24 protein-coding genes are annotated in these 21,399 nt (G+C 46.0%); 10 read left to right on the top strand and 14 right to left on the bottom strand.

Going from position 1 to position 21,399, the window contains the following annotated elements:
• Nucleotides 1–128: 128 nt before the first annotated feature.
• The 5 genes from AB4371_RS07950 to AB4371_RS07930 all read right to left on the bottom strand — a co-directional run bounded on the left by AB4371_RS07950 (nt 129) and on the right by AB4371_RS07930 (nt 4,151).
• Nucleotides 129–728, bottom strand: coding sequence for a thiol:disulfide interchange protein DsbA/DsbL (locus AB4371_RS07950; protein WP_017063015.1), 600 nt, complete (start codon nt 726–728; stop codon nt 129–131).
• Between the two features lie 55 nt (nt 729–783).
• Complete coding sequence (locus tag AB4371_RS07945; protein ID WP_017058781.1) at nt 784–1,770, bottom strand: serine/threonine protein kinase; 987 nt, start codon at nt 1,768–1,770, stop codon at nt 784–786.
• Between the two features lie 73 nt (nt 1,771–1,843).
• Nucleotides 1,844–3,262: a cytochrome c oxidase accessory protein CcoG gene (gene ccoG / locus AB4371_RS07940; RefSeq protein ID WP_372149409.1), complete on the bottom strand. Its 1,419-nt coding sequence runs from the start codon at nt 3,260–3,262 to the stop codon at nt 1,844–1,846.
• A 326-nt stretch (nt 3,263–3,588) separates the two neighbouring features.
• Nucleotides 3,589–3,852 carry a YihD family protein gene (locus tag AB4371_RS07935; protein WP_009848104.1) on the bottom strand — a complete coding sequence of 88 codons (264 nt, stop codon included), beginning with the start codon at nt 3,850–3,852 and terminating at the stop codon, nt 3,589–3,591.
• A gap of 131 nt (nt 3,853–3,983) precedes the next feature.
• Nucleotides 3,984–4,151 (bottom strand): hypothetical protein, encoded by a 168-nt coding sequence (locus tag AB4371_RS07930; protein ID WP_004739323.1) that lies wholly within the window; start codon nt 4,149–4,151, stop codon nt 3,984–3,986.
• A gap of 283 nt (nt 4,152–4,434) precedes the next feature.
• On the opposite strand from AB4371_RS07930, the gene AB4371_RS07925 reads away from it, so the two are divergent.
• Both AB4371_RS07925 and trhA read left to right on the top strand, forming a co-directional pair.
• A complete protein-coding gene (locus AB4371_RS07925) occupies nt 4,435–5,226 on the top strand; it encodes a sporulation protein (protein ID WP_017058778.1) in 792 nt (263 codons plus the stop codon).
• A gap of 156 nt (nt 5,227–5,382) precedes the next feature.
• The gene (gene trhA, locus AB4371_RS07920; protein ID WP_017063010.1) at nt 5,383–6,036 is read left to right on the top strand and encodes a PAQR family membrane homeostasis protein TrhA; all 654 of its coding nucleotides are present in this window, start codon (nt 5,383–5,385) and stop codon (nt 6,034–6,036) included.
• Here trhA and AB4371_RS07915 read toward each other — a convergent pair.
• From AB4371_RS07915 to def, 6 genes are all read right to left on the bottom strand, one after another.
• Nucleotides 6,033–6,608 carry a DUF3157 family protein gene (locus tag AB4371_RS07915; protein ID WP_017065828.1) on the bottom strand — a complete coding sequence of 192 codons (576 nt, stop codon included), beginning with the start codon at nt 6,606–6,608 and terminating at the stop codon, nt 6,033–6,035. The two genes, trhA and AB4371_RS07915, sit on opposite strands and share 4 nt — an antisense overlap.
• Nucleotides 6,609–6,634: 26 nt before the next feature.
• Nucleotides 6,635–8,080 (bottom strand): TrkH family potassium uptake protein, encoded by a 1,446-nt coding sequence (locus AB4371_RS07910; RefSeq protein WP_372130348.1) that lies wholly within the window; start codon nt 8,078–8,080, stop codon nt 6,635–6,637.
• Between the two features lie 96 nt (nt 8,081–8,176).
• Nucleotides 8,177–9,553, bottom strand: a complete 1,377-nt coding sequence (gene trkA / locus AB4371_RS07905; RefSeq protein WP_004735766.1) for a Trk system potassium transporter TrkA — start codon at nt 9,551–9,553, stop codon at nt 8,177–8,179.
• Between the two features lie 109 nt (nt 9,554–9,662).
• The gene (rsmB, locus tag AB4371_RS07900; protein ID WP_017058774.1) at nt 9,663–10,943 is read right to left on the bottom strand and encodes a 16S rRNA (cytosine(967)-C(5))-methyltransferase RsmB; all 1,281 of its coding nucleotides are present in this window, start codon (nt 10,941–10,943) and stop codon (nt 9,663–9,665) included.
• A gap of 92 nt (nt 10,944–11,035) precedes the next feature.
• Nucleotides 11,036–11,983, bottom strand: a complete 948-nt coding sequence (fmt, locus tag AB4371_RS07895; protein ID WP_372149408.1) for a methionyl-tRNA formyltransferase — start codon at nt 11,981–11,983, stop codon at nt 11,036–11,038.
• Between the two features lie 37 nt (nt 11,984–12,020).
• Entirely contained in the window at nt 12,021–12,533 is a 513-nt protein-coding gene (gene def / locus AB4371_RS07890; RefSeq protein ID WP_017058772.1) for a peptide deformylase, read from the bottom strand.
• 140 nt (nt 12,534–12,673) lie between these two features.
• On the opposite strand from def, the gene AB4371_RS07885 reads away from it, so the two are divergent.
• Genes AB4371_RS07885 through AB4371_RS07870 form a run of 4 tightly spaced genes read left to right on the top strand, consistent with a single transcriptional unit; the run spans nt 12,674 to nt 15,936 of the window.
• Nucleotides 12,674–13,765, top strand: a complete 1,092-nt coding sequence (locus tag AB4371_RS07885; protein ID WP_229648151.1) for a LysM peptidoglycan-binding domain-containing protein — start codon at nt 12,674–12,676, stop codon at nt 13,763–13,765.
• Entirely contained in the window at nt 13,762–14,874 is a 1,113-nt protein-coding gene (gene dprA, locus AB4371_RS07880; protein ID WP_017071760.1) for a DNA-processing protein DprA, read from the top strand. The genes AB4371_RS07885 and dprA overlap by 4 nt, the downstream gene beginning before the upstream one ends.
• 3 nt (nt 14,875–14,877) lie before the next feature.
• Nucleotides 14,878–15,354: a DUF494 family protein gene (locus AB4371_RS07875; protein ID WP_372149407.1), complete on the top strand. Its 477-nt coding sequence runs from the start codon at nt 14,878–14,880 to the stop codon at nt 15,352–15,354.
• A 12-nt stretch (nt 15,355–15,366) separates the two neighbouring features.
• Nucleotides 15,367–15,936 (top strand): type I DNA topoisomerase, encoded by a 570-nt coding sequence (locus tag AB4371_RS07870; protein ID WP_017063003.1) that lies wholly within the window; start codon nt 15,367–15,369, stop codon nt 15,934–15,936.
• Between the two features lie 88 nt (nt 15,937–16,024).
• On the opposite strand, the gene AB4371_RS07865 is transcribed toward AB4371_RS07870, so the two are convergent.
• Together AB4371_RS07865 and purE are read right to left on the bottom strand one after the other, a co-directional pair.
• Nucleotides 16,025–17,155: a 5-(carboxyamino)imidazole ribonucleotide synthase gene (locus AB4371_RS07865; RefSeq protein WP_102321074.1), complete on the bottom strand. Its 1,131-nt coding sequence runs from the start codon at nt 17,153–17,155 to the stop codon at nt 16,025–16,027.
• 5 nt (nt 17,156–17,160) lie between these two features.
• Entirely contained in the window at nt 17,161–17,646 is a 486-nt protein-coding gene (purE, locus tag AB4371_RS07860; protein WP_004735777.1) for a 5-(carboxyamino)imidazole ribonucleotide mutase, read from the bottom strand.
• A gap of 195 nt (nt 17,647–17,841) precedes the next feature.
• Between purE and AB4371_RS07855 the strand changes: the two genes are divergently transcribed.
• The 4 genes from AB4371_RS07855 to AB4371_RS07840 all read left to right on the top strand — a co-directional run bounded on the left by AB4371_RS07855 (nt 17,842) and on the right by AB4371_RS07840 (nt 20,529).
• Nucleotides 17,842–18,399, top strand: coding sequence for an L-threonylcarbamoyladenylate synthase (locus tag AB4371_RS07855; RefSeq protein WP_065584144.1), 558 nt, complete (start codon nt 17,842–17,844; stop codon nt 18,397–18,399).
• Between the two features lie 19 nt (nt 18,400–18,418).
• Nucleotides 18,419–19,336 (top strand): oxygen-dependent coproporphyrinogen oxidase, encoded by a 918-nt coding sequence (gene hemF, locus AB4371_RS07850; protein ID WP_065584143.1) that lies wholly within the window; start codon nt 18,419–18,421, stop codon nt 19,334–19,336.
• Nucleotides 19,337–19,411: 75 nt separating this feature from the next.
• Nucleotides 19,412–20,242, top strand: a complete 831-nt coding sequence (gene aroE, locus AB4371_RS07845) for a shikimate dehydrogenase (protein ID WP_050633580.1) — start codon at nt 19,412–19,414, stop codon at nt 20,240–20,242.
• 17 nt (nt 20,243–20,259) lie between these two features.
• Nucleotides 20,260–20,529: a DUF1488 domain-containing protein gene (locus AB4371_RS07840; protein ID WP_017058764.1), complete on the top strand. Its 270-nt coding sequence runs from the start codon at nt 20,260–20,262 to the stop codon at nt 20,527–20,529.
• On the opposite strand, the gene AB4371_RS07835 is transcribed toward AB4371_RS07840, so the two are convergent.
• A complete protein-coding gene (locus AB4371_RS07835; RefSeq protein ID WP_017058763.1) occupies nt 20,526–21,071 on the bottom strand; it encodes a gamma carbonic anhydrase family protein in 546 nt (181 codons plus the stop codon). The genes AB4371_RS07840 and AB4371_RS07835 overlap by 4 nt on opposite strands.
• Nucleotides 21,072–21,399: the final 328 nt, after the last annotated feature.

Genomic DNA, 21,399 nt, shown 5'->3' with positions numbered 1-21,399 from the left:
TGCCCACAGGTTCTTAGGACGGGTTATTAATAGCAGTAAAGCTTTAAACTTCCAGGTTAATTATTTATCAATAATGATTTTTGAACTAGCAAAAAAAAAGGAAGCCGAAGCTTCCTTTCATCAATGGCTTATTTCTTTAATAAGAAGTTCACGAGCTCGAAGTACTCATCAAGAGAGTTGATACCTTGAGCTTCTACTAGGTAGCGGTTGTTAACCACAACAGCGGGTACACCTGAAAGGCCGCTGTCTTTGAATGCTTTGTCGAAGCGACGAACCATAGAATCTACAGCAAAGCCGTTATACGCAGCATCGAATTTCTTCGCATCAACGCCTTCGTCTAGGAAGATTTGACGCAGTTCTTCTTCATCACGTGGTGGCTTGTTCATTGTGTGGATGCGGTTAAACATCACTGGCACCATTTTATCTTCAACTTTCAGTGCAATCATTGTCGCGTAAGCTTTGCTCATTGGCAGACCCATGTTGCCACCCATGAATGAAACATGGTTCTTCTGTAGCTTAGCGTCTTTAGGTAGCTGTTGTTTTAGCTGCTGGATGATTGGCTCAAAGCTATTACAGTGTGGGCAGTAAAAAGAGAAGAACTCTGTCACCATTGGTTTTTTTGATGCTTCTAGGTCGAGAACTTTGTAGTGTTCACCTTCGTTAAATTTCGCAGCGTGAGCGGTAAGGCTCAACATGATCAATGAGAAAAATGCGAATAGCTTTTTCATTTATCCAATCTCCATTATGTTTGAATTTTTATCTAGTTGTATGTTGCGATTGCTGTTACCACTGAGGCATTAACGAAAGTGGTGGCTCTTGCAGGGTAGCAATTTGCTCTTTACAAGCAAGTACTTGTTGCTCCCAATATTTCGGATCATTAAACCACGGGAAGGCCAGAGGAAACGCAGGATCGTGCCATCGTTTCGCCAACCATGCCATGTAATGCACCATACGTAGACCGCGTAGTGGTTCGATTAGTTTCAGTTGTGCGGTATTAAAATCGCAAAACTCTTGGTAACTCTCTAGCAAAATATCCAGTTGCATCAGCTTATCTTGGCGCTCGCCATTGAGCAGCATCCACAGATCTTGTATCGCAGGGCCGTTACGTGCGTCATCAAGATCGACGAACATTGGCCCATCGCGCCACAAAATATTGCCAGGGTGGCAGTCACCGTGCAGGCGGATATTCTCAATGTTGCTCGGCCACTGGCTCTCTAGCTCTTTGATCAGAAGGTCAACGTCATTGAAGAAGGCATTTTCTAGGTGCGTCGGGATAAACTGAGAGTTCTCTAGAATCTTACGTGGCTGATAAAGGTATTCATCTAAGCTGATGGTCGGGCGATGCTGGAATGTTCTTCCCGCGCTGGCTTTATGAATACGACCAAGAAAGCGTCCTACGCCTTCCAATTGATCTAGATTGTCAACTTCATACTGTCTGCCGCCAACACTTTCAAATAGTGCAAATAGGTAGCCTTGGTATTCATGTAAGGTTGCACCGTTGATTCGCATTGGAGGCGCAACCGGCATCTCTTGCTCGATAAGCTCGAGTGCGAAGTCATGCTCTTCTTGGATCTGTGCCTTGTTCCAGCGTTGCGGACGATAAAACTTAACGACGTAGCGCTTACGGTCTTCATCGGTGAATTGATACACCCGGTTTTCGTAGCTGTTGAGAGCGAGAAGCCCGGATTCAGCACGAACTCCAATGCTCTCCAGTGCGTACCACATGAAGTCAGGAGTCAGGTTATCAAAGTTAAAGGCTTGCATCGTCATAGAATAAAAAAGGCTCATTACTGAGCCTTTTTCCATTTATTGGGTTGTTATACCAAGCACTAAGGTGCGGGTATCAGAGCTTCTTGATAAAGCGGCTTTCGACTTCCATCGTAAACTCTTCATTATCCGAGAGTATAAACTGAATTGTCGAAACTGGTGAGCTCAGTTTTTCTGGGTCGGCGCCTAAACTGATAGGTAGGTTCAAAACCTCGCCTGGATCGACAGTAATCGTCTGTTTACCATACCAGATAGAATCGGGCAGTCCGCTAACACCGAGTTTGTACTCTTGCTCTTGTTGAGTCTTGTTGATCACTTTCAAGGTGTAGGTGTTTTCAACCAACCCTTGGTTATTGACTCTAAACAGTTGGTTTCGGTCACGCAGAACACTTAGGCCGGCAGGATCAACGCTCGCGATTTGGGCGAAGAACAAGCCCAGCATCACGATCAAGATAGCGCCATAGCCCAACAGCTTGGGACGCATTACCTTGGTCGAGTGACCTTCAAGTCTGTGCTCGGTGGTGTAATTGATCAGGCCTTTCTCATAGCCCATACGCTCCATCGTGTTGTCACAGGCATCAATACACGCGCCGCAGTTAATACACTCGTATTGCAGGCCGTCACGGATATCGATACCCGTAGGGCACACTTGTACACACAGATTACAGTCAATACAGTCGCCTAGACTAAGCTCTTTTGGATCGGCTTTACGAGAGCGAGGGCCACGGCTTTCACCACGTTCTGTGTTGTAACCAACGATGAAGGTGTCTTTATCGAACATTGCCGACTGGAAACGCGCGTAAGGACACATGTGCAGACAAACAATTGAACGCATCCAACCCGCATTGGCATAAGTACATCCAGCAAAGAACAGTACCCAAAACACCGGCCAGAAAGACGAGTTAAAGGTAAAGAAGCCAACCACTAACTCTTTGATTGGGATGAAGTAACCAACAAAGGTTAAGCCCGTCGCAATGGCAATCGCCCACCACGCAATGTGTTTGAGGGTTTTTCTGAGGATTAAATTGCTCGTCAGTTTGCCCGAGTCTTGTTTTCTTCGCTTATTGGCAGCGCCTTCTAGCTTCTCTTCGAACCAGATATACATGAAGGTCCAGACGGTTTGTGGGCATAAATAGCCACACCAGACACGGCCTAAGAAGGTGGTTATGAAAAACAGGCCAAACGCGGCAATCATAAATAGGATCGCGAGTAGGGTCAGATCTTGCGGGTATAAGGTGGTGCCAAAGAAGTTGAACTGTTGGCTGCCGATATCGAGCAAGATCGCTTGACGTTCACCAAAGGGAATCCATGGGATAAGCGCAAAAAGTAAAAGTAAGAACCAACCGCCATAGCGACGCAGTTGTTGGAATTTACCTTTGCTTTCTCGAACATAGATTCGGTTACTTGGGTTAAATCGATCTCCATTACCTTTATGTGTTTTCGGGTTAAAGGTTTTAGGAGTCACATCTTTGATATCGATTTTATCCTGACTCATGGACTATCCTTTTTGTGGCTTGTTTGCCCGGTTAAGTCGGGCATGACGACATTACTTGAAAGTATGGTTTAGAGAACCTGTTGAAATTGAGCTTGGTGCATTTGTTGTTATCGCACTCACTCTTATTATTTTAGAAGATTCTTATGGATGGCGATTATAGCGACAATCTTGTTCTCATTTCTTTAACGCTATCAACCTTTAACAACAAAAGTCATAACAGTTGTGACGAAAAAATAGCGAACAGAAACAAAAAAGCGACCTGGTGGTCGCTTTTTAAAATTGAGTGTTTTATCTATACGGCAATTGAGCTCTAAACTAACGGGCGACTAAAGAAGGCCACGTGCTTTTAGAATTGCGGTTTTGAAATCATCTTCTTGGTCTTTTTTCAGGCCCGGGATCATCTCATCTTTTTCGCTGTTGCGCATTTTTAGGTGATAGATAAGAACATCGTCAGTCAGTTCTTCAAGCTTGCCTTGGTAGCCCGCTTCTTTTGATAGCTTAATGATGAACTCTAATAGGTTAAGCTCTTGATCTTTCTGCCACTCAGGCTCCATCAGTTCAAGCAGTTCTTCAATGCGGTGACACTTCATACTTTATTTCTCCACAAATTTTATAATGATTTGTGGCTAAGGTATCAAATCGGGTAGGGAATACCAATGTGTAAACACATTTCAAGATGGGAGCGGGCAAGAAAAAAGCGCAGTAAAAACTGCGCTTTTTGTTAAGCGGCTTTAATCACTTTCGTTGTAGTCGGTGCTAATAAAGCAGTCTTCTCAACTAGAGTCATTGTAGGAGCCAATTTCTTAGCCGTTGGAGCAGCAACAAAGCCACTACGACGACGCATCGCACTACGGTTGGTGTGCGAGAACCTGACAGCTGTTGGGCGCATTAATTTACCTAACGGTCAGGCATATCCATTGCCAATCTAATGGCCTGATTTACCATGAGCTCCACCTCAATTGCTTGAAGCGTCACTCGTCTGGCTTTCGCCAATCCGAAGAATAAATCAGGATAATGATATGCATGCATATCAAGGCTTAGATTATCACTATCTAAGTTATCGATCGACGCCTGAGTGATAAATAGACGATATTAGAGCTAAAATAGTGTGAGCAGTATATTTGAGTTTGAACCTCTTTCAGGCTTAAGATGATGCTTTAAAGGAGGTGCATATGTCGTTCTTAAAGAAAACGTTAGCAAGTTTTGGAATTGGATCTGCCAAGGTGGATTCTGTATTGCAACAGGAAGTGCTTTATCCAGGCAAGAAGGCGAGCATTATTGTGCATGTCTATGGTGGCGCTCAGCCACAAGAGATCGACAATATCGATCTCAACTTGTGCTGTCGTTACGTCAAAGAAATTACTATGAATTCGCAAAGGCAAGAGGGCGGTCAAACACGTCGAATGCACCAGACATACTCGTTGGCCAAATGGAGCCTGCCGTATGCCTTTGTTATTCAGCCGGGTGAAACCCGTGATTTTGAATGTGAGTTTGATGTCCCGCTGAACACACCTGTCACGATTGGTGATTCAAAGGTGTGGCTAGAAACCGGGCTCGATATTGCGATGGCGATTGATCCATCGGATAAGGATATTTTAACGGTTCGCCCAGATGCACTTCTTGATGGTATTTTTAATGAACTAGAAGCTCAAGGTTTACGCATTCGCCAAGTTGAGTGCGAAGCAGTAGAGGGCTTTGAACTGCCATTTGTTCAAGAGTTTGAGTTTGTCCCTACCACTGGTCCATATCATGGCCGCTGGCGTGAACTGGAAGTGGTTGCTCATCGTGATGAAACCGAGCTTAAGTTGTGGTTTGAGATAGACCGTAATCGCGATGGTGCAAAAGGCATGTTGGCGAGCTTGTTAGGCATTGGCCAACTGCAGCGTCAATTGAGTGTGCCATTGGATACGTCACCACAAGATGCGGGCAAGATGGTACTTGAGTATCTAGACAACGCATCTTAGTTAGCTCTTTGGTTCTGTAGCTTTAGAGACCTTAGCTTCATCACACCGTTTAGGCGTTATTAATGTCATAAAAGATGTCATAAAAATTTAAGCTTACACGTGTAAGCTTAATGTGCAATACTAGGCAAATCGAACATTTACTCTAGTAGGATAATCATGTCTGCATCATCGGCGAGCGAATACAGTGACATCGAAGAACGCGCCAATGCGATAACCCATGGCTTGGGTGTTGTGCTTGGCGTGGTTGGTTTAATCCTGCTGCTGATTCGTGCGTTTGACCATCAAGCCGACATACTGACTATTGCGAGTATGGCGGTATATGGCAGCAGTATTATCCTACTCTTTCTCGCTTCCACGCTTTATCACTCGATCACCACAGAAAAGACCAAGCGATTACTGAAAACTCTCGATCACTGTGCGATCTACTTATTGATCGCTGGCAGTTACACGCCATTTTTATTGGTGAGTTTAAGAACACCATTGGCGATGGGTTTGATGGCAGTGATTTGGGGTATCGCGCTAGTCGGAATCATTATGAAGATTGCCTTCGTCTACCGATTTAAGCGTTTGTCATTGGTGACTTACTTGGCGATGGGTTGGTTATCGCTGATTGTGGTTTATCAACTGGCGATGAATATCGAGATGGGTGGTTTGGTGCTACTAGCACTCGGTGGCGTGATTTACTCGTTGGGTGTGATTTTCTATGTGGCAAAACGCATCCCTTACAATCATGCCATCTGGCATTTGTTTGTGTTGGCGGGCTGCGCTTGCCATTTCTTCGCTATTTATTTGTACGTGACTCCGGTTTAGCGAGCCAGTACCTCAGTAATCTCAGCTTTAATCTGATATTCAGGGTGTTGTTCTAGGTCGAGCTTGATGAGCTTGCCTTCTTCACCCGTCTTTGGTCGTAGGTATGTGTCGGCCATTCGTTTGATTGATTTCCACACAGCAACTTCTTCTTCTGCCAACAACTCACCTTCTGCAGTAAATACGCTGATGTTAAGTGATACCAAAATGACCGCTTGAGTGCCTTGGTTAGTGATGGCTGTCGGAATGATAAGCTCACCATCTTCATAGCGACTTGCACCCAGTACAACATCCACTCCTGACTGAGACAGCTGTAAGCTTGGCTTTTTACTATTAACCACAATCGTAGTGCCACGCGTGTTCGTTGCGACAGGTACGGCTACGACAGGCACTGCAGTCTCTGATGTTGTCGTTGCTGCTTCCGTTTGCTTTGGTGCCACGTATTGCCAAGTAAAATCATCTTTGAGTAACACTTGCTTGCCATCAGGCAAGGTGACCATTTGATCAGCAAAGGCAGAACTTACGAATACTGAGTTTGCGAGCAATGCGCTAGCGAGAAGTACGTATGATTTCATCTGTGTTTCCTTGATTTTGTGCTTGGTTAACGTCGCCAAAAGGCTGGGAAAAATAGAACAATGAGCGTCAATATCTCGAGTCGCCCCATCAGCATTCCTAAGCTTAGCAACCATTTAGCGGCGTCGGGCAGTGGAGCAAAGTTCCCGGTTGGACCGATAACGCTGCCCATACCAGGACCAACGTTGGCAACGGCTGTGATAGCGCCAGATATACTGGTCACGGGATCAAGCCCCATCGCGCTCAAGCCACCTGCAATTAAGATAATCGTAATAAAGAACATCAAACCAAATGCGACTAGTGAACGCACAATATCGTCATTCACCGGTCGCTGATTGTAGCGTTGAACAAACACGCCCGACGGGTGAATCAGTTTCATCATCTGCTTATGAAGCATGGTCATCGCGATCTGGAAGCGGAAGATCTTGATACCACCAGAGGTTGAACCTGAGCACGCGCCCGCCATCATTAAAAAGGCAAACAGCGTGGTAGGCAAAGCGCCCCACGCGGTGAAATCTTCTAAGCCAAAACCGGTTGTGGTTACGACTGACACAATGTTAAACATCGAAACACGCATCGCATCCAATACCGTGTAGCCATCTCTGACCACCAGCCATGTGGATATCACAGCACTGGTGACTAAGAATAGGTAAGCGAAGCCTCTCACTTGGGCATCTTTGTAGAGGATAGAGAGCTTTCTACCGCGCAGCGCACTGACAAAGAGTAAAAACGGCAAGCCACCTAAGAACATGAATACAGTACCCACCCAGTGAGCGCTGTTCGAGAAGTGGTTCATAGAACCGTCTGAGGTTGAGTAACCGCCTGTAGATAGCGTGGTGAATGAGTGGTTGATGGCATCAAACACACTCATGCCCGCAAATAGGTAGCTCACCAAGCATAGGCCTGTTAATACCAAATAGACCGCCACGATGTTCTTGGCGACGGTTTTTGCTCTCGGGCTGCTTTTATCTGACCAATCGGAAGACTCAGTTTGGAACAAGCGCATACCACCGACGTTAAGCATTGGTAGAACCGCTACTGCCATTACGATGAACCCAACACCACCAAGCCACTGCAATATAGATCGCCATAATAGAATGCTTGGTGACATGCTGTCTAAGCCGCTTAATACGGTTGATCCTGTCGTGGTGATACCCGACATGGTTTCAAAATAGGCATCAGTGAAGCTGATGTGGTTGATGAAGACAAAGGGTAGTGCAGCGAAGGCGCTGGCAATAGTCCAGACCAGAGAGGTGATCAGGAACATGTCCCGCACCCCTAATCGAAACTTAGCGGAGCGGCCTAAGCTTAAGCAGATGAATGCCACAATGTGCGTGATCACTACCGATTGACCAAACTCGAGGAAGCCACCGGTGCCAGTAAAAAAGGCAACCAATGTAGGGATGTACATGAAAAGGGCGAGTTTTGATAACACTAACCCTATCACTAATAATATCGGACGAAAGTTGACCATAGCTTAATAGACCATAGCTTAAATAGATTACAGCTTTGTGCCGGAGCGTCGTTCTCACAAAAAGAAAGTTGCGAGAAGAAGCTTACGAGAACAAGGCTATAAGAAGAATGGGCTCGGTTGGAATAGAGACTCAACATCAGGTACGTATTTCTTGTCCACTAGGAACATCACAACGTGGTCATCTTGTTCAATTACGGTTCTATCGTGCGCAATAAGAACCTCTTCTCCGCGAACAATTGCACCAATAGTGGTGCCCGGTGGTAGCTTGATGTCGCCAATCGCTCGGCCAACCACTTTCGATGTGGTTTCGTCACCGTGAGCAATGGCTTCGATCGCCTCTGCAGCGCCGCGACGTAGAGAGGATACGTTAACAATATCAGCACGACGAACGTGAGTAAGCAGCGCAGAAATGGTCGCTTGCTGTGGAGAGATAGCAATATCAATCACGCCACCCTGAACAAGGTCTACGTAAGCACCACGCTGAATCAGTACCATTACCTTCTTGGCACCCATTCGCTTCGCCAGCATTGCTGACATGATGTTGGTTTCATCTTCATTGGTTAGGGCAATGAACACGTCCACCTGATCGATGTTCTCTTCGGTTAGCAGTTCTTGGTCGGCGGCATCACCACAGAATACGATGGTGTTTTCTAATTCTTCAGATAGCTTCTCAGCACGAGTGTAACTACGTTCGATAAGCTTGATGCTGTAGCTCTGCTCAAGGCGTTTCGCCAAGCTTGCACCAATGTTACCACCTCCGACAATCATGATGCGGCGGTATGGCTTCTCTAGGCGTTGCAGTTCACTCATTACTGAGCGGATATGGTTACTCGCGGCCACGAAGAAAACCTCATCGTCTGCTTCAATGATGGTAGTGCCTTGCGGGCGAATAGGGCGGCCTTGACGGAAAATAGCAGCAACACGAGTATCGATGTGCGGCATGTGCTCACGCAAAGCAGATAGGGCGTTACCGACCAGTGGACCACCGTAGTAGGCTTTTACTGCGACGAGGCTAACTTTCTGTTCAGCAAAGCTCACAACCTGCAATGCGCCTGGGTATTGAATCAGGCGCTCGATATAGCTGGTCACTAGCTCTTCGGGTGCGATCAGGTGATCGACTGGGATGGCACCTGATTTGAATAACGCTTCTTTCTCTTCTAGGTATTGAGGAGAGCGAATACGAGCAATTCGGTTTGGCGTATTGAAAAGAGAGAAAGCAACCTGACACGCAGCCATGTTGGTTTCATCCATGTTGGTTACGGCAACCAACATGTCGGCATCTTGCGCACCCGCTTCACGTAGTGTGTTTGGGTGGCTGGCATAACCGTTTACAACCCTAAGGTCGTACTTATCCTGAAGTTCACGAAGTCGGTCAGCATTACGGTCGACAATGGTGATGTCGTTGTTTTCACCAACCAGGTTTTCAGCAAGGGTACCGCCAACTTGTCCAGCACCTAGGATAATGATCTTCATAGCCTTTCTCTTTTCTTTACCGTGGTAATTCTAGTTATCTAACTTTATTTTGATAATGCACTAGAAAGAAACAGCGGCTAAGAAATAAATTCTTAGCCGCTGTTAGTTGTTATGCCTGTTTTACTAGAACTGCGTAGTAGAAGCCATCCATATCTTCTTCTCCAGGTAGTATTTGACGACCCGGATTTTCGATATCAGACCCAACCAACGTAGCGTTCTCAGTGCGTGCTAGGAATGCTTTCACTTGCAGCACGTTTTCTTGCGGCGTGATAGAACAAGTCGCATAAACCATGGTGCCGCCTTCTTTCAGCTGACGCCACATTGCATCCATAATCTCGCTTTGCAGTTCAGCCAGCGCATCAATGTCAGACGCACGACGTAGCCACTTGATGTCAGGGTGACGGCGAATGACGCCAGTCGCTGAACAAGGTGCATCAAGTAGGATACGGTCGAACTTATCACCCATCCACCACTCTTCTGGGTAGCGAGCATCACCACAAATTACGTCGGCACGCAGTTGTAGACGCTCAAGGTTATCGTAAACGCGGTCTAGACGTTTAATGTCGCAGTCAATCGCAACCACTTCAGTGTCTTGAGTGTGCTCAAGAATGTGTGCCGTTTTACCACCTGGCGCAGCACAACAATCTAAGATCAGCTCACCATCTTTTGGTGTTAGGTAGTCAACCGAAAGCTGAGCGGCAGCGTCTTGCACTGATACCCAACCTCTGTCGAAGCCAGGAAGCAAAGTAACATCACAAGGTGCAGCTAATTTTATGGCATCGGCTGCTTCTGGGTGCAATGTGTATTCAATGTTTTCGTTTTTAAGTAGTTCAACATACTCGTCACGAGTGTGGTGTTGGCGGTTAACGCGCAGCCACATTGGTGCCTTACTGTTGTTTGCTTCAACCAGTTGCTCCCATTGATCTGGGTAGCTCTCTTGAAGCATTTTTAGAATCCAGCTTGGGTGGCCGTATTTGCCTGCATTGTGACTAACGGCTTTCTCGTCCAGTTCTTCTTGGTCACGTAGGTAGCTACGTAGCACAGCGTTGATCAAACCACTCAGGCTTGGACCACGCAGTGTTTTAGTGCCCTCAACCGTTTCAGCAACCGCGGCATGCGAAGGGATACGCATGAAGCTTAGTTGGTAAATGCCCACCAAGATTAGGTGGTGGAATACACGCTTTTTACCTTTAAGCGGGTTTTCCATCAGTTCGTTAGCGATTGACTCTAAACGAGGCAGGTAACGAAGTGCGCCGTAGCAAATCTCTTGCAGTAGAGCATGGTCTCGTGGACGGATCGTTTTTTGAGCCGCAGGGAGAGCGTGTGACAGAGAGTGGCCTTTATCGACAACTTGGAATAGGACATTTGCAGCAGCAGCGCGAACATTCATGAGGGGTACCGAATATTTATTTGAATACATGAGGGCATCTCTGCCCTCGTAAAGGTTTTCTAAGCTGCGTAATTAGCAGCTTTAAAAGCGGATTAAGAAAGTTGTGTACCAACTTCAAACCAGCTTGCACGTGAGTTCAAGATATCCTGAACTGACATGGCTTTTTTACCTGGAACTTGCAGTTGTTCAAGAACAAGTACGCCTTGCCCTGTCGCAACATAGATACCAGTTTTATCCGCTTGCAGAATGGTACCTGCAGGCTTATCAGAAGTTTGCTCTGCCACACGGCTTTGCCATACTTTAATGCTGTTCTCAGCAGCTTCAAAGTGACTCATTGGCCATGGGTTGAAGGCACGAACGCAGCGCTCAATATGCGCAGCTTCATCACTCCAGTTGATACGCGCTTCTTCTTTGCTTAGCTTCTTCGCGTAGTTCGCAAGCTCATCGTCTTGCTTTTCTGCAACTGCTTTGCCAGAAGCGATGTCCGCTAGACATTCAACAAGCGCATCAGGGCCAAGGCCCGCTAATTTCTCGTACATAGATGCGCTAGTATCTGTCGCTTCGATAGGCAGCGTCGCGATACTTAGCATGTCGCCAGTATCTAGGCCGATATCCATCTGCATGATCGTCACGCCTGTCTCTTTATCACCTGCCCAAATAGAGCGTTGAATCGGAGCAGCACCACGCCAGCGCGGTAGGATAGAGCCATGTACGTTGATACAACCTAAGCGAGGTGTATCTAATACAACTTGCGGAAGCAATAAGCCGTAAGCGACAACAACCATGATGTCAGCGTTCAATTCAGCTAGCTCTTGCTTAGCCTCACCTGACTTGAAGTTTTCTGGTTGGTAAACCGGAATATTGTTTTCAAGTGCGATGTTTTTTACTGGGCTCGCAGTGAGTTTTTTACCGCGGCCTGCTGGGCGATCTGGCTGTGTGTAAACAGCAACAACTTCATGCTCCGAAGACAACAACGCCGCCAAGTGACGGGCGGCGAAATCCGGAGTACCTGCAAAGACAATTCTTAAAGACTGACTCAAGGTAGGCTTCCTTCTAATTTAGTAATAGCAGCGGTTATTAACCTTGTTTCTCGTTGAAACGTTTAATCTTCGCTAGCTTATCTTGGATACGTTTACGCTTTAGTGGCGATAGGTAATCAACAAACAACTTGCCTTCTAGGTGGTCAAGTTCGTGCTGAACACAGATAGCCAGAAGGTCGTCAGCGTCGAATGTGAATTCGTTGCCGTCACGGTCTAGTGCTTTAACCGTTACTTCTGCAGCGCGAGGTACTAGAGCTCGAGCGCCTGGTACAGATAGGCAGCCTTCTTCGATTCCATCTTCGCCGCGCTTCTCAGTAATTTCAGGGTTGATAAGCACCATTGGCTCATCACGTGTTTCTGAAATATCGATAACAACGATGCGTTGATGGAAATCTACTTGCGTTGCCGCAAGGCCGATACCTTCTTCGTCGTACATGGTTTCAATCATGTCATCAACGAACTTTTGAATCTCTGGGGTAACTTCTTTTACCGGTTTCGCCACGGTACGTAGACGATCATCTGGTAATGTTAATACTTGTAATACAGACATATACACTCGAAATATTGAACTGTGCCGAAACAGCTTAAACCTTGTTGGCTCAATTCTAGACATTTTAGAGGTCAAATGACAGCATCCTGAAGGTAATTCTCAAATCAGATGTCATATATTCAGACCAAGGAACCTAGGTCATGCGTCATTTTTCTCCCATTTTTTCTCTTGTTTGTGCCTCGCTTTCGTTCGCCGCTACGGCTGAAAATAGCGCTCAACCTTTAACCATTAAGCAGGGCGCACCTGAGGCGTATGTGGTGGTAAAGGGCGATACCTTATGGGATATATCTGCGATGTATCTTGATAGCCCGTGGTTGTGGCCAAGGTTATGGCAGGTAAACCCTGAGATAGAAAATCCTCACCTTATTTATCCCGGAGACAAACTGTCGTTGGTTTGGATTAATGGTGAACCTGTCTTGAGCCTCAAGCCTGTTATCAAACTCAGCCCTAAGATTCGTGTTTCTGAGAAGAAAGCAGTACCTACCGTCAACGAGGGACTGGTTCTACCTTATTTACAGTCTGATCGCTTGGTAGAGCAGCAAGATATCGAATCGGCACAACGAGTATTAGGAACCAGTGATGGTAAACGTTTCTTATCGGGTGCAGACCGGTTGTTTATCTCAGGTAACCAACAACATCAAAAGTGGGGTATCTACCGCGCAGTTGAAACCTACCAACGGCAGCAACCCCAAGCGAGTATTACCTCTTTGCGACTGGTCGCCACTGCGCGCTTAAAAGAGGTGGATGCTGAGTTCAGCAGCTTGCAGATAGACACTCAGCTGCAAGAGGTATTGCTGAACGACCTTGTGCTACCAGAACTTGGTGTTGATCAGGTGAAGCTCTCTACCACGTTTTATCCTGCACCTAGTGCGGCGGGTCAATTTGCTAATATCTTGGGCTCATTAGATGGCAGCCAATACAGCGCGAAGAATCAGGTGGTAGTGATCAACAAAGGTTCACAGGATAACCTTCGCCAAGGTTCTATGTTTACCCTCAGCGAAAGCGGTGCGGTGGTGTTTGGTAAGCAAGGTGAATACAGTTATAAAGAGTCTGCGGCGAGCGATAAGGTGCAATTGCCAAGTACCTCGCTGGGTAGCTTGATGGTCATTCGTCCTTATGAGTATTTTAGCCTCGCGTTGATCACTCAGAGCTCTAAGCCTGTTAGCAAGGGCATTCTGGCAGTATCGCCTTTGGATCTTGCTTTGACAGAAGAGGTTAAGGGCACCGAGTGAATGAGCAACAACTGAGTGCTTGGCTAACTCTAAGTTTTGTTCCTCAATTGGGTGGCAAACGCCTTTCTCGCCTGCTGAGTATCGATTCCCCTTCGAACATTGTTGGCTACTCAAGCCAGCAGCTGCAAGTGATGGGTTTATCAGGCAAACAAATTTCTTATCTAAGAGAGCAAGCCCCAAGAGAAGTGGAGGCTTGCTTATCATGGCAAGCAAAACAGCCTAACCATCACATCATTACCCCTAATTGCCCCCATTATCCCAAACTGCTTAATGAGATTGCCTCTGCGCCCAGTGTTCTTTTCGTTAAAGGTCACGTTGAAAAACTGATCGAGCCTCAAATCGCGATGGTCGGCAGCCGCAATGCCAGTATTGAAGGACTGCAGACCGCCAAGTCCTTCGCCAAAGAGTTTGTCCAAAACGGTTTAATTGTCACCAGTGGCTTAGCTTTAGGTATCGATGGCTATGCTCATGATGGTGCTCTAGATAAAAGAGGGGAAACTTTTGCAGTGTTGGGGTCTGGCTTGGACTCCATTTATCCTGCCCGCCACCGAAATCTAGCTGAGAGGATCTGTGAGAACGGAGCGCTGATTTCAGAGTTTCGACCGAGTGCTAAACCGAGACCTGAACATTTCCCCCGTCGTAACCGTATTATAAGTGGCTTGTCGTTAGGAACCTTGGTGGTGGAAGCGGCTGAGAAGAGTGGCTCTTTAATTACCGCTCGCTATGCCATGGAGCAAGGTCGAGAAGTGTTTGCGCTGCCCGGTTCTATTCATAGCCCAACCAGTCGCGGAGGTAACAGTCTCATCAAAGCTGGAGCATGTTTAGTGCAAAATGCTCAAGATGTTCTGATTGAAATAAAGAGTCTGTTAAACTGGTCTATAGATCAGCAGCCGAGCTTATTCGAACCTACGCCGAATGAGGGTGAAAATGAACAATTGCCATTTCCACAGCTGTTAGCTAACGTAGGATTAGAGGCGACACCCGTTGATATTTTGGCACAGAGAACCCATATACCTGTGCATGAAGTCATGATGCAGCTTTTAGAGCTTGAGCTCTCAGGGCATGTTGTTGCAGTTTCCGGTGGCTATATTCGAAAGGGGAGAGGCTAAGCTATGATGATGGACATACTGATGTACTTGTTTGAAACCTACATCCATAGCGATTCTGAATTGCAGGTGGATCAAGACGAACTTGAAGATGAACTTCTTCGAGCGGGGTTTCACCAAGATGATATTTATAAGGCTCTCCATTGGTTAGAAGACCTTGCTGCACTGCAAGATACTGAGAATCAAGCGGCGATTACTATGTGCTCTAATACCTCGATGCGTGTTTACACAAGTAAAGAGATATCACGTATTAATATGGAGTGTCGTGGTTTCTTGTTGTTCCTTGAGCAGATCAACGTCCTCACGACAGAGATTCGTGAAATGGTGATTGATCGTGTCATGGGGTTAGAGACCAATGAATTTGAGTTGGATGATCTGAAGTGGATTATCTTAATGGTACTGTTCAATGTACCGGGTAATGAAAGTGCTTACACGCAAATGGAAGAGCTGTTGTACACCAAAGAGCAAGGTATCTTGCATTAATACAGGCTTATCATGAGTAGTAAGATTGATAATCAGCTTTTTTCAGCACATGAACATGCGTTAGAGCATGAACCATGTCCACAGTGTGGTGGGGAGCTTCAGCTTCGCCATGGTAAGCACGGCCCATTTTTAGGCTGTAAGCAGTATCCGAGCTGTGATTACATCAAGCCTCTTCATCAAAATGATGGTCATGTGGTGAAAGAGCTGGGCGTTCCGTGTCCTAAATGCCAAAACGAATTGGTATTAAGGCAAGGTCGCTTTGGGATGTTCATTGGCTGTAGCAGTTATCCAGAGTGTAATCACATCGAATCTTTGGACCAACCGAAAGAACAACCTGAAGAGCAGCCACTTGTTGCCTGCCCTGAGTGTGGTCGAGGCCACTTGGTTGAGCGTAAATCTCGCTATGGCAAAACCTTCTATGCGTGTGATAACTACCCTAAGTGTAAGTTCGCCGTTAATCAGCCACCTGTTATAGGTCGTTGTGAACAGTGCCAGTTCCCGTTGTTACTTGAGAAGAAAACAGCCAGTGGTACCAAGAAGCAATGCGCTGATCGCAAGTGTCACCACATTCAATCTCAATAACTCGATATTATAGACACAAAAAAACGGCGCTCACTGAGCGCCGTTTTTGTATCCAATAAACTTTTTATATCAATAAGCCAATGTAGGCTTACTTCATCTGCTCAGCAAACTCATGCACAGCAGGGTAGGCTTGCTTATCAAGAATCTCAGCCAATGAGCACAAAGCTCTTTGTAATTCTGCGTTGTAGTCAGCGCTCACGTTAATGTGACCCATCTTGCGACCTGCACGCTTTTCTTTGCCATACCAATGAACATGACAACCACCTTGAGCAAGAATAGCCTCAGGAAGAGTATCTTCGCCAAGAATGTTGATCATTGCGGTTGGACGAATCAGTTTAGTGCTACCTAGTGGCATGCCACACACTGCACGTAGGTGGTTTTCAAACTGACAAGTCTCTGCGCCTTGTTGCGTCCAGTGGCCCGAGTTATGAACACGTGGTGCAATCTCATTAACAAGCAGTGAACCTTGAACATCAAAGAACTCAAGTGCTAGCACGCCAACGTAATCTAAACGCTCAGCAATGGCAGTGAACATGGCTTTAGCTTGCTCTTGCAGTTCAATGTCATCAATCGCTGTCGATAAGCTCAACACGCCGTCGGTGTGAACATTCTCAGCCAGTGGATACACTTGAACCTCGCCATTGGTATCACGAGCACCAACCAGTGATACTTCGCGGTCAAACGGAACAAACTCTTCAGCCACAATCGCTTGGTTGTCGGTCGCGGTAATGCACTCAGCCATTTCTGCCCAAGTCGCGTCAACATTGTCTAATGTCTTTAAGCGCCATTGGCCCTTGCCGTCGTAGCCGCCAAGTGTGCTCTTCAACACCATTGGTAAGCCAACGTGAGCAATTGCAGCGTCAAAGTCTTCGCGAGAGTTAACCACGTAGTACTTAGCATTCTTCACGTTCGCTTCGTCTAACAGGGCTTTTTCAAGACGACGGTCACCGCCAGCTTTGATTGCTTCTGTTGTCGGTAAGAACTTACCGCTGCGCTCACACACCTCAAGTACATCGTGAGGAATATGTTCGAATTCAGCAGTAATGACGTCCGCACGCTCAATCGCATTTTCTAAGCCGTTACCTAGAATCGCTTGCGTTAATGGGTGAACAATATTTTTGCTGCCAACATCAAAAGCAGAAATTTCAATATTCAGCGGTGCCCCAGCTAGGGACATCATGCGAGCAAGTTGGCCCGCGCCTAACACAAGAACATGCATGGAAATTAATCCTCTGCAGGGTTTGGATTAGCCAAAACCGTTTCTGTTTGCTCAGAACGGAATGCTTCTACTTTTGCCATTACTTCTTCATTGTGTGTACCAATGATTTGAGCGGCTAGGATACCGGCATTGGCAGCGCCAGCTTCACCGATAGCCAAAGTACCTACCGCGATACCTTTTGGCATCTGCACGATAGAAAGCAGAGAGTCCATGCCTTTCAGTGCTTTAGACTGAACTGGAACACCCAGAACTGGTACGCTTGTGAAAGCAGCAGCCATGCCCGGAAGGTGCGCTGCACCGCCAGCACCAGCAATAATTACTTTAATACCGCGCTCTTTCGCACTGGTTGCGTAGTCTGCAAGCAACTGAGGTGTGCGGTGAGCAGAAACCACTTTTGTTTCGTACGCCACGCCAAACTGATCCAACATTTCTGCAGCTAGCTTCATTGTTGGCCAATCAGATTTAGAACCCATGATAATACCGACAGTCATCTCAAACTCCTTCAGGTACGATTTAATTAGTGATTAGATATTTTGCGCGCATTATACGGGTAAAATTGCCTAAGGAAAACGTTTGCGTCAGTCTAGGTTGTTAATTGATACATTTTATAAACAAATAGCTTTAGTCACAGTGAATGATAATTTGTACACTTAGTGAGTTAGATAACTGAATTAATGAGGCAACCCGTGGATAACTTTCAACATACTTTGCAGGCATTACAACAAGGTGAAGTCATTGCTTACCCGACTGAAGGCGTTTTTGGGGTCGGTTGTGATCCCGATAATCCACAAGCCATCAAGAAATTACTCGACTTAAAACAACGACCGATCGAGAAAGGGTTGATCTTAATTGCTGCAAGTTACGAGCAACTGTTACCTTACATTGATGAAAGCCAGTTGACGGAAGAACAGTTGGTAACAGTGAAAGCGACATGGCCAGGTCCGGTCACTTGGATTATGCCAACCAGCAGCAAAGTTACTGACTGGGTAAGTGGTCAATTTGATTCCATCGCGGTACGAGTGACTGATCACCCTTTGGTTCAAAGAATGTGTAATGAGTTTGGTAAGCCGTTAACCTCTACCAGTGCTAACCTGACCGGCGAGCCGCCTTGTATGACGACTGAAGAAGTTAAGCAGCAACTTGGCCAACATTTGGTGGCTATTTTAGAAGGTCAAACGGGTGGTCGTGAGAAGCCAAGCGAAATTAGAGATGCAAAAACGTCGAAAATATTAAGACAGGGCTAAACCCTGCAAAGGAAGTAAGATGTCAGCAATTGATAAAGAAGCAGTAAAACAGTTTTTACTGAGTCTACAAGATTCGATTTGCCAGCAGCTTGAGCAAGCTGATGGTACTGCACTGTTTGAAGAAGATGCATGGCAGCGTGAGCCTGGCGAGCGCCTTGGTGGCGGTGGTCGAACTCGTGTGATGACCAACGGTGCGGTATTTGAGCAAGGTGGGGTTAACTTCTCTCACGTAGCGGGTAAGGCTATGCCTGCCTCAGCTACAGCTCATCGACCTGAATTAGCCGGACGTAAGTTTGAGGCGATGGGGGTTTCATTAGTTATCCACCCTAAAAACCCATATATCCCAACCTCACACGCGAACGTTCGATTCTTCATTGCGGAAAAAGAAGGGGAAGACCCGATTTGGTGGTTTGGTGGTGGTTTTGACTTAACGCCATTTTATCCTGTCGATGAAGATTGCCAATCTTGGCACCAAACAGCCAAAGATCTTTGTGCGCCATTTGGAGATTATGTTTATCAAGAGCACAAAGAGTGGTGTGATAAGTACTTCTATCTTCCTCACCGAGACGAAACACGTGGTGTTGGTGGGTTGTTCTTTGATGATCTTAACGAGTGGGGCTTTGAAAAGAGCTTTGCTTATATGCAGGCGGTCGGTGAAGGTTTTGCAGCCGCATACTTACCAATTGTAGAACGACGCAAACAGACGCCTTATGGTGAGCGCGAGCGTGATTTCCAACTTTATCGTCGTGGTCGCTATGTTGAATTTAACTTAGTCTATGACCGTGGCACTCTATTTGGTTTACAAAGCGGCGGTCGTACAGAGTCTATATTAATGTCGATGCCGCCATTGGCTCGCTGGGAATACCGCTACGAACCACAAGCGGGTTCACCGGAAGCTCTGCTTTATAGCGACTACCTAAAGCCTCGAGTTTGGTAGTTCTTCCTTCCTTATAGGGATAGTGATAGGGTCATCTATATAGATGACCCTTTTTTATTTCTGTTAGGTAAGGATATGACACAGCAAGTAGATCGTTATGCCGTTTTCGGTAACCCTATTGGGCAAAGCAAATCGCCATTCATTCACACATTATTTGCTCGCCAAACCAGCCAACAACTTACCTATACAGCATTACAGCCAGAGCATGGTGAATTTATCACTGCGGCCAAAACATTTTTCAGTGAAGGTGGTCGAGGATGTAACGTCACAGCACCTTTTAAAGAAGATGCGTATCAGTTTGCCAATCGCCTAACTGAGAGAGCTGAACTAGCTGGTGCCGTAAATACCCTTAAGAAGTTAGATGATGGAGAGATCATTGGTGATAACACCGATGGTGAGGGCTTAGTTCAAGACCTGCTTCAACATCAAGTCACGCTAAAAGGAGCACGTGTTCTTCTTCTTGGCGCTGGTGGTGCTGCGAGAGGAGTGATTCAACCTCTTCTCGACCAAAAGCCACAACAGCTGGTGGTCGCTAATCGAACCAGCTCCAAGGCTGAACTTCTGGCTGAGATGTTTTCGTCGCATGGCAACATCAAGGGGATGGGGCTAAGTGATGTTAATGAAGGCTTTGATGTCATTATTAACTCTACCTCATCTGGTCTAAGCGGGCAGCTTCCTGAAGTGTCTGAGGTGATTTTCAATTCTACTAGCGCCGTTTATGACATGGTTTATGGATCTGGAACGACGGTATTCAATCAATGGGCATTAGATAATGGTGTTCATGCTGCTTATGATGGTTTGGGTATGCTAGTGGGGCAGGCAGCAGAAAGCTTTATGCTTTGGCGTGGTCTTCGTCCGGGAACAAAACAGATTTTAAGAGAATTACGTAAAAATCTAGAGATGTAATGGGGTGTTTATAAAAAATGAATCAATCAATTCTATTTCCTGATATCCAAGATTGGGATGAAGAGAGCCGAACAATCACGTTCCCAGCACAACAGTCGGGCGCATTGATTGAATGTGTCATGTCTATTGAGGAATTATCACGATTGGCAGGTAAAGATATAGAAGAAGGCGATCAAGCTTTAGTTATCTTTTCAGAGTTACGTTTCGATATTGAAGAGCTAGCGGAAGAGTTAATAGAAGAAGAGGAGTATGACTCCTCTAATCGGATTCAGATCAAAGCGCTTTAGACTGAAATTACAGAGTCTAGATAGTCATTTTTATTCTGAACGTAGTTGTCTGCAGACTTCTGTAGAAAGGCACGCTCTTTATCATTTAATGGACGAGCTTGTTTTACTGGGCTTCCTACATAGAGGTAACCGCTTTCAAGTACCTTGTTTGGTGGCACTAAGCTACCAGCACCAATCATCACTTCTTTTTGGATAATCACGCCATCCAACACGATCGCTCCCATACCAACAAGTACACGATCCTCAATAGTGCAGCCATGCAGCATTACTTTATGCCCGATAGTGACATCATTACCTATTAAGAGAGGATAACCGTCAGGGTTTTCAGCATTCTTATGGGTGACGTGCAAGACACTACCATCTTGGATATTCGTTCTCTCTCCAATATGAATGTGGTTCACATCCCCTCGAGCTGCAACCAAAGGCCACACGCTAGAGTCGTTACCGATTTTGATATCACCAACCAGTACTGAACTGGTATCTATATAGACACCTTGCCCAATCTGAGGGGATATTCCTTTATAACTGCGTATTGAACTCATAAATCCTCCTTTATATAGGCACCTTAAGCCCTTAATTAAGAGGAATACTAGTGAAAATGGGGTGTTTTGAACAAAAAACGCTCGAACAATCAAAAAAGTAAGAAAAACTTCAAAAAGGGCTTGCCAGTGTGATCGAAATCTCTATAATGCGACCTCGTTGAAACGGGAAGGCTTCGTAAGAAACCAAAACGAATCAGCAGGTCAAATTAGCCAAGCTAAGCGCTTGAAAAAAGTTTTGAAAATAGTGGTTGACACTAAAACTTAAATCGCTAAAATGGCCGTCCGATTTGAGCGAGGCTCAAAAAGGAAAAGCTCTTTAACAATTTAA

Origin of the sequence: Vibrio sp. 10N.261.51.A3 (assembly GCF_041471965.1) — a bacterium.
GTDB classification, from domain to species: Bacteria; Pseudomonadota; Gammaproteobacteria; order Enterobacterales; family Vibrionaceae; genus Vibrio; species Vibrio crassostreae_C.
The sequence above is the reverse complement of the archived record's forward strand: the minus strand, read 5'-3'. Positions and strand labels throughout refer to the sequence as shown.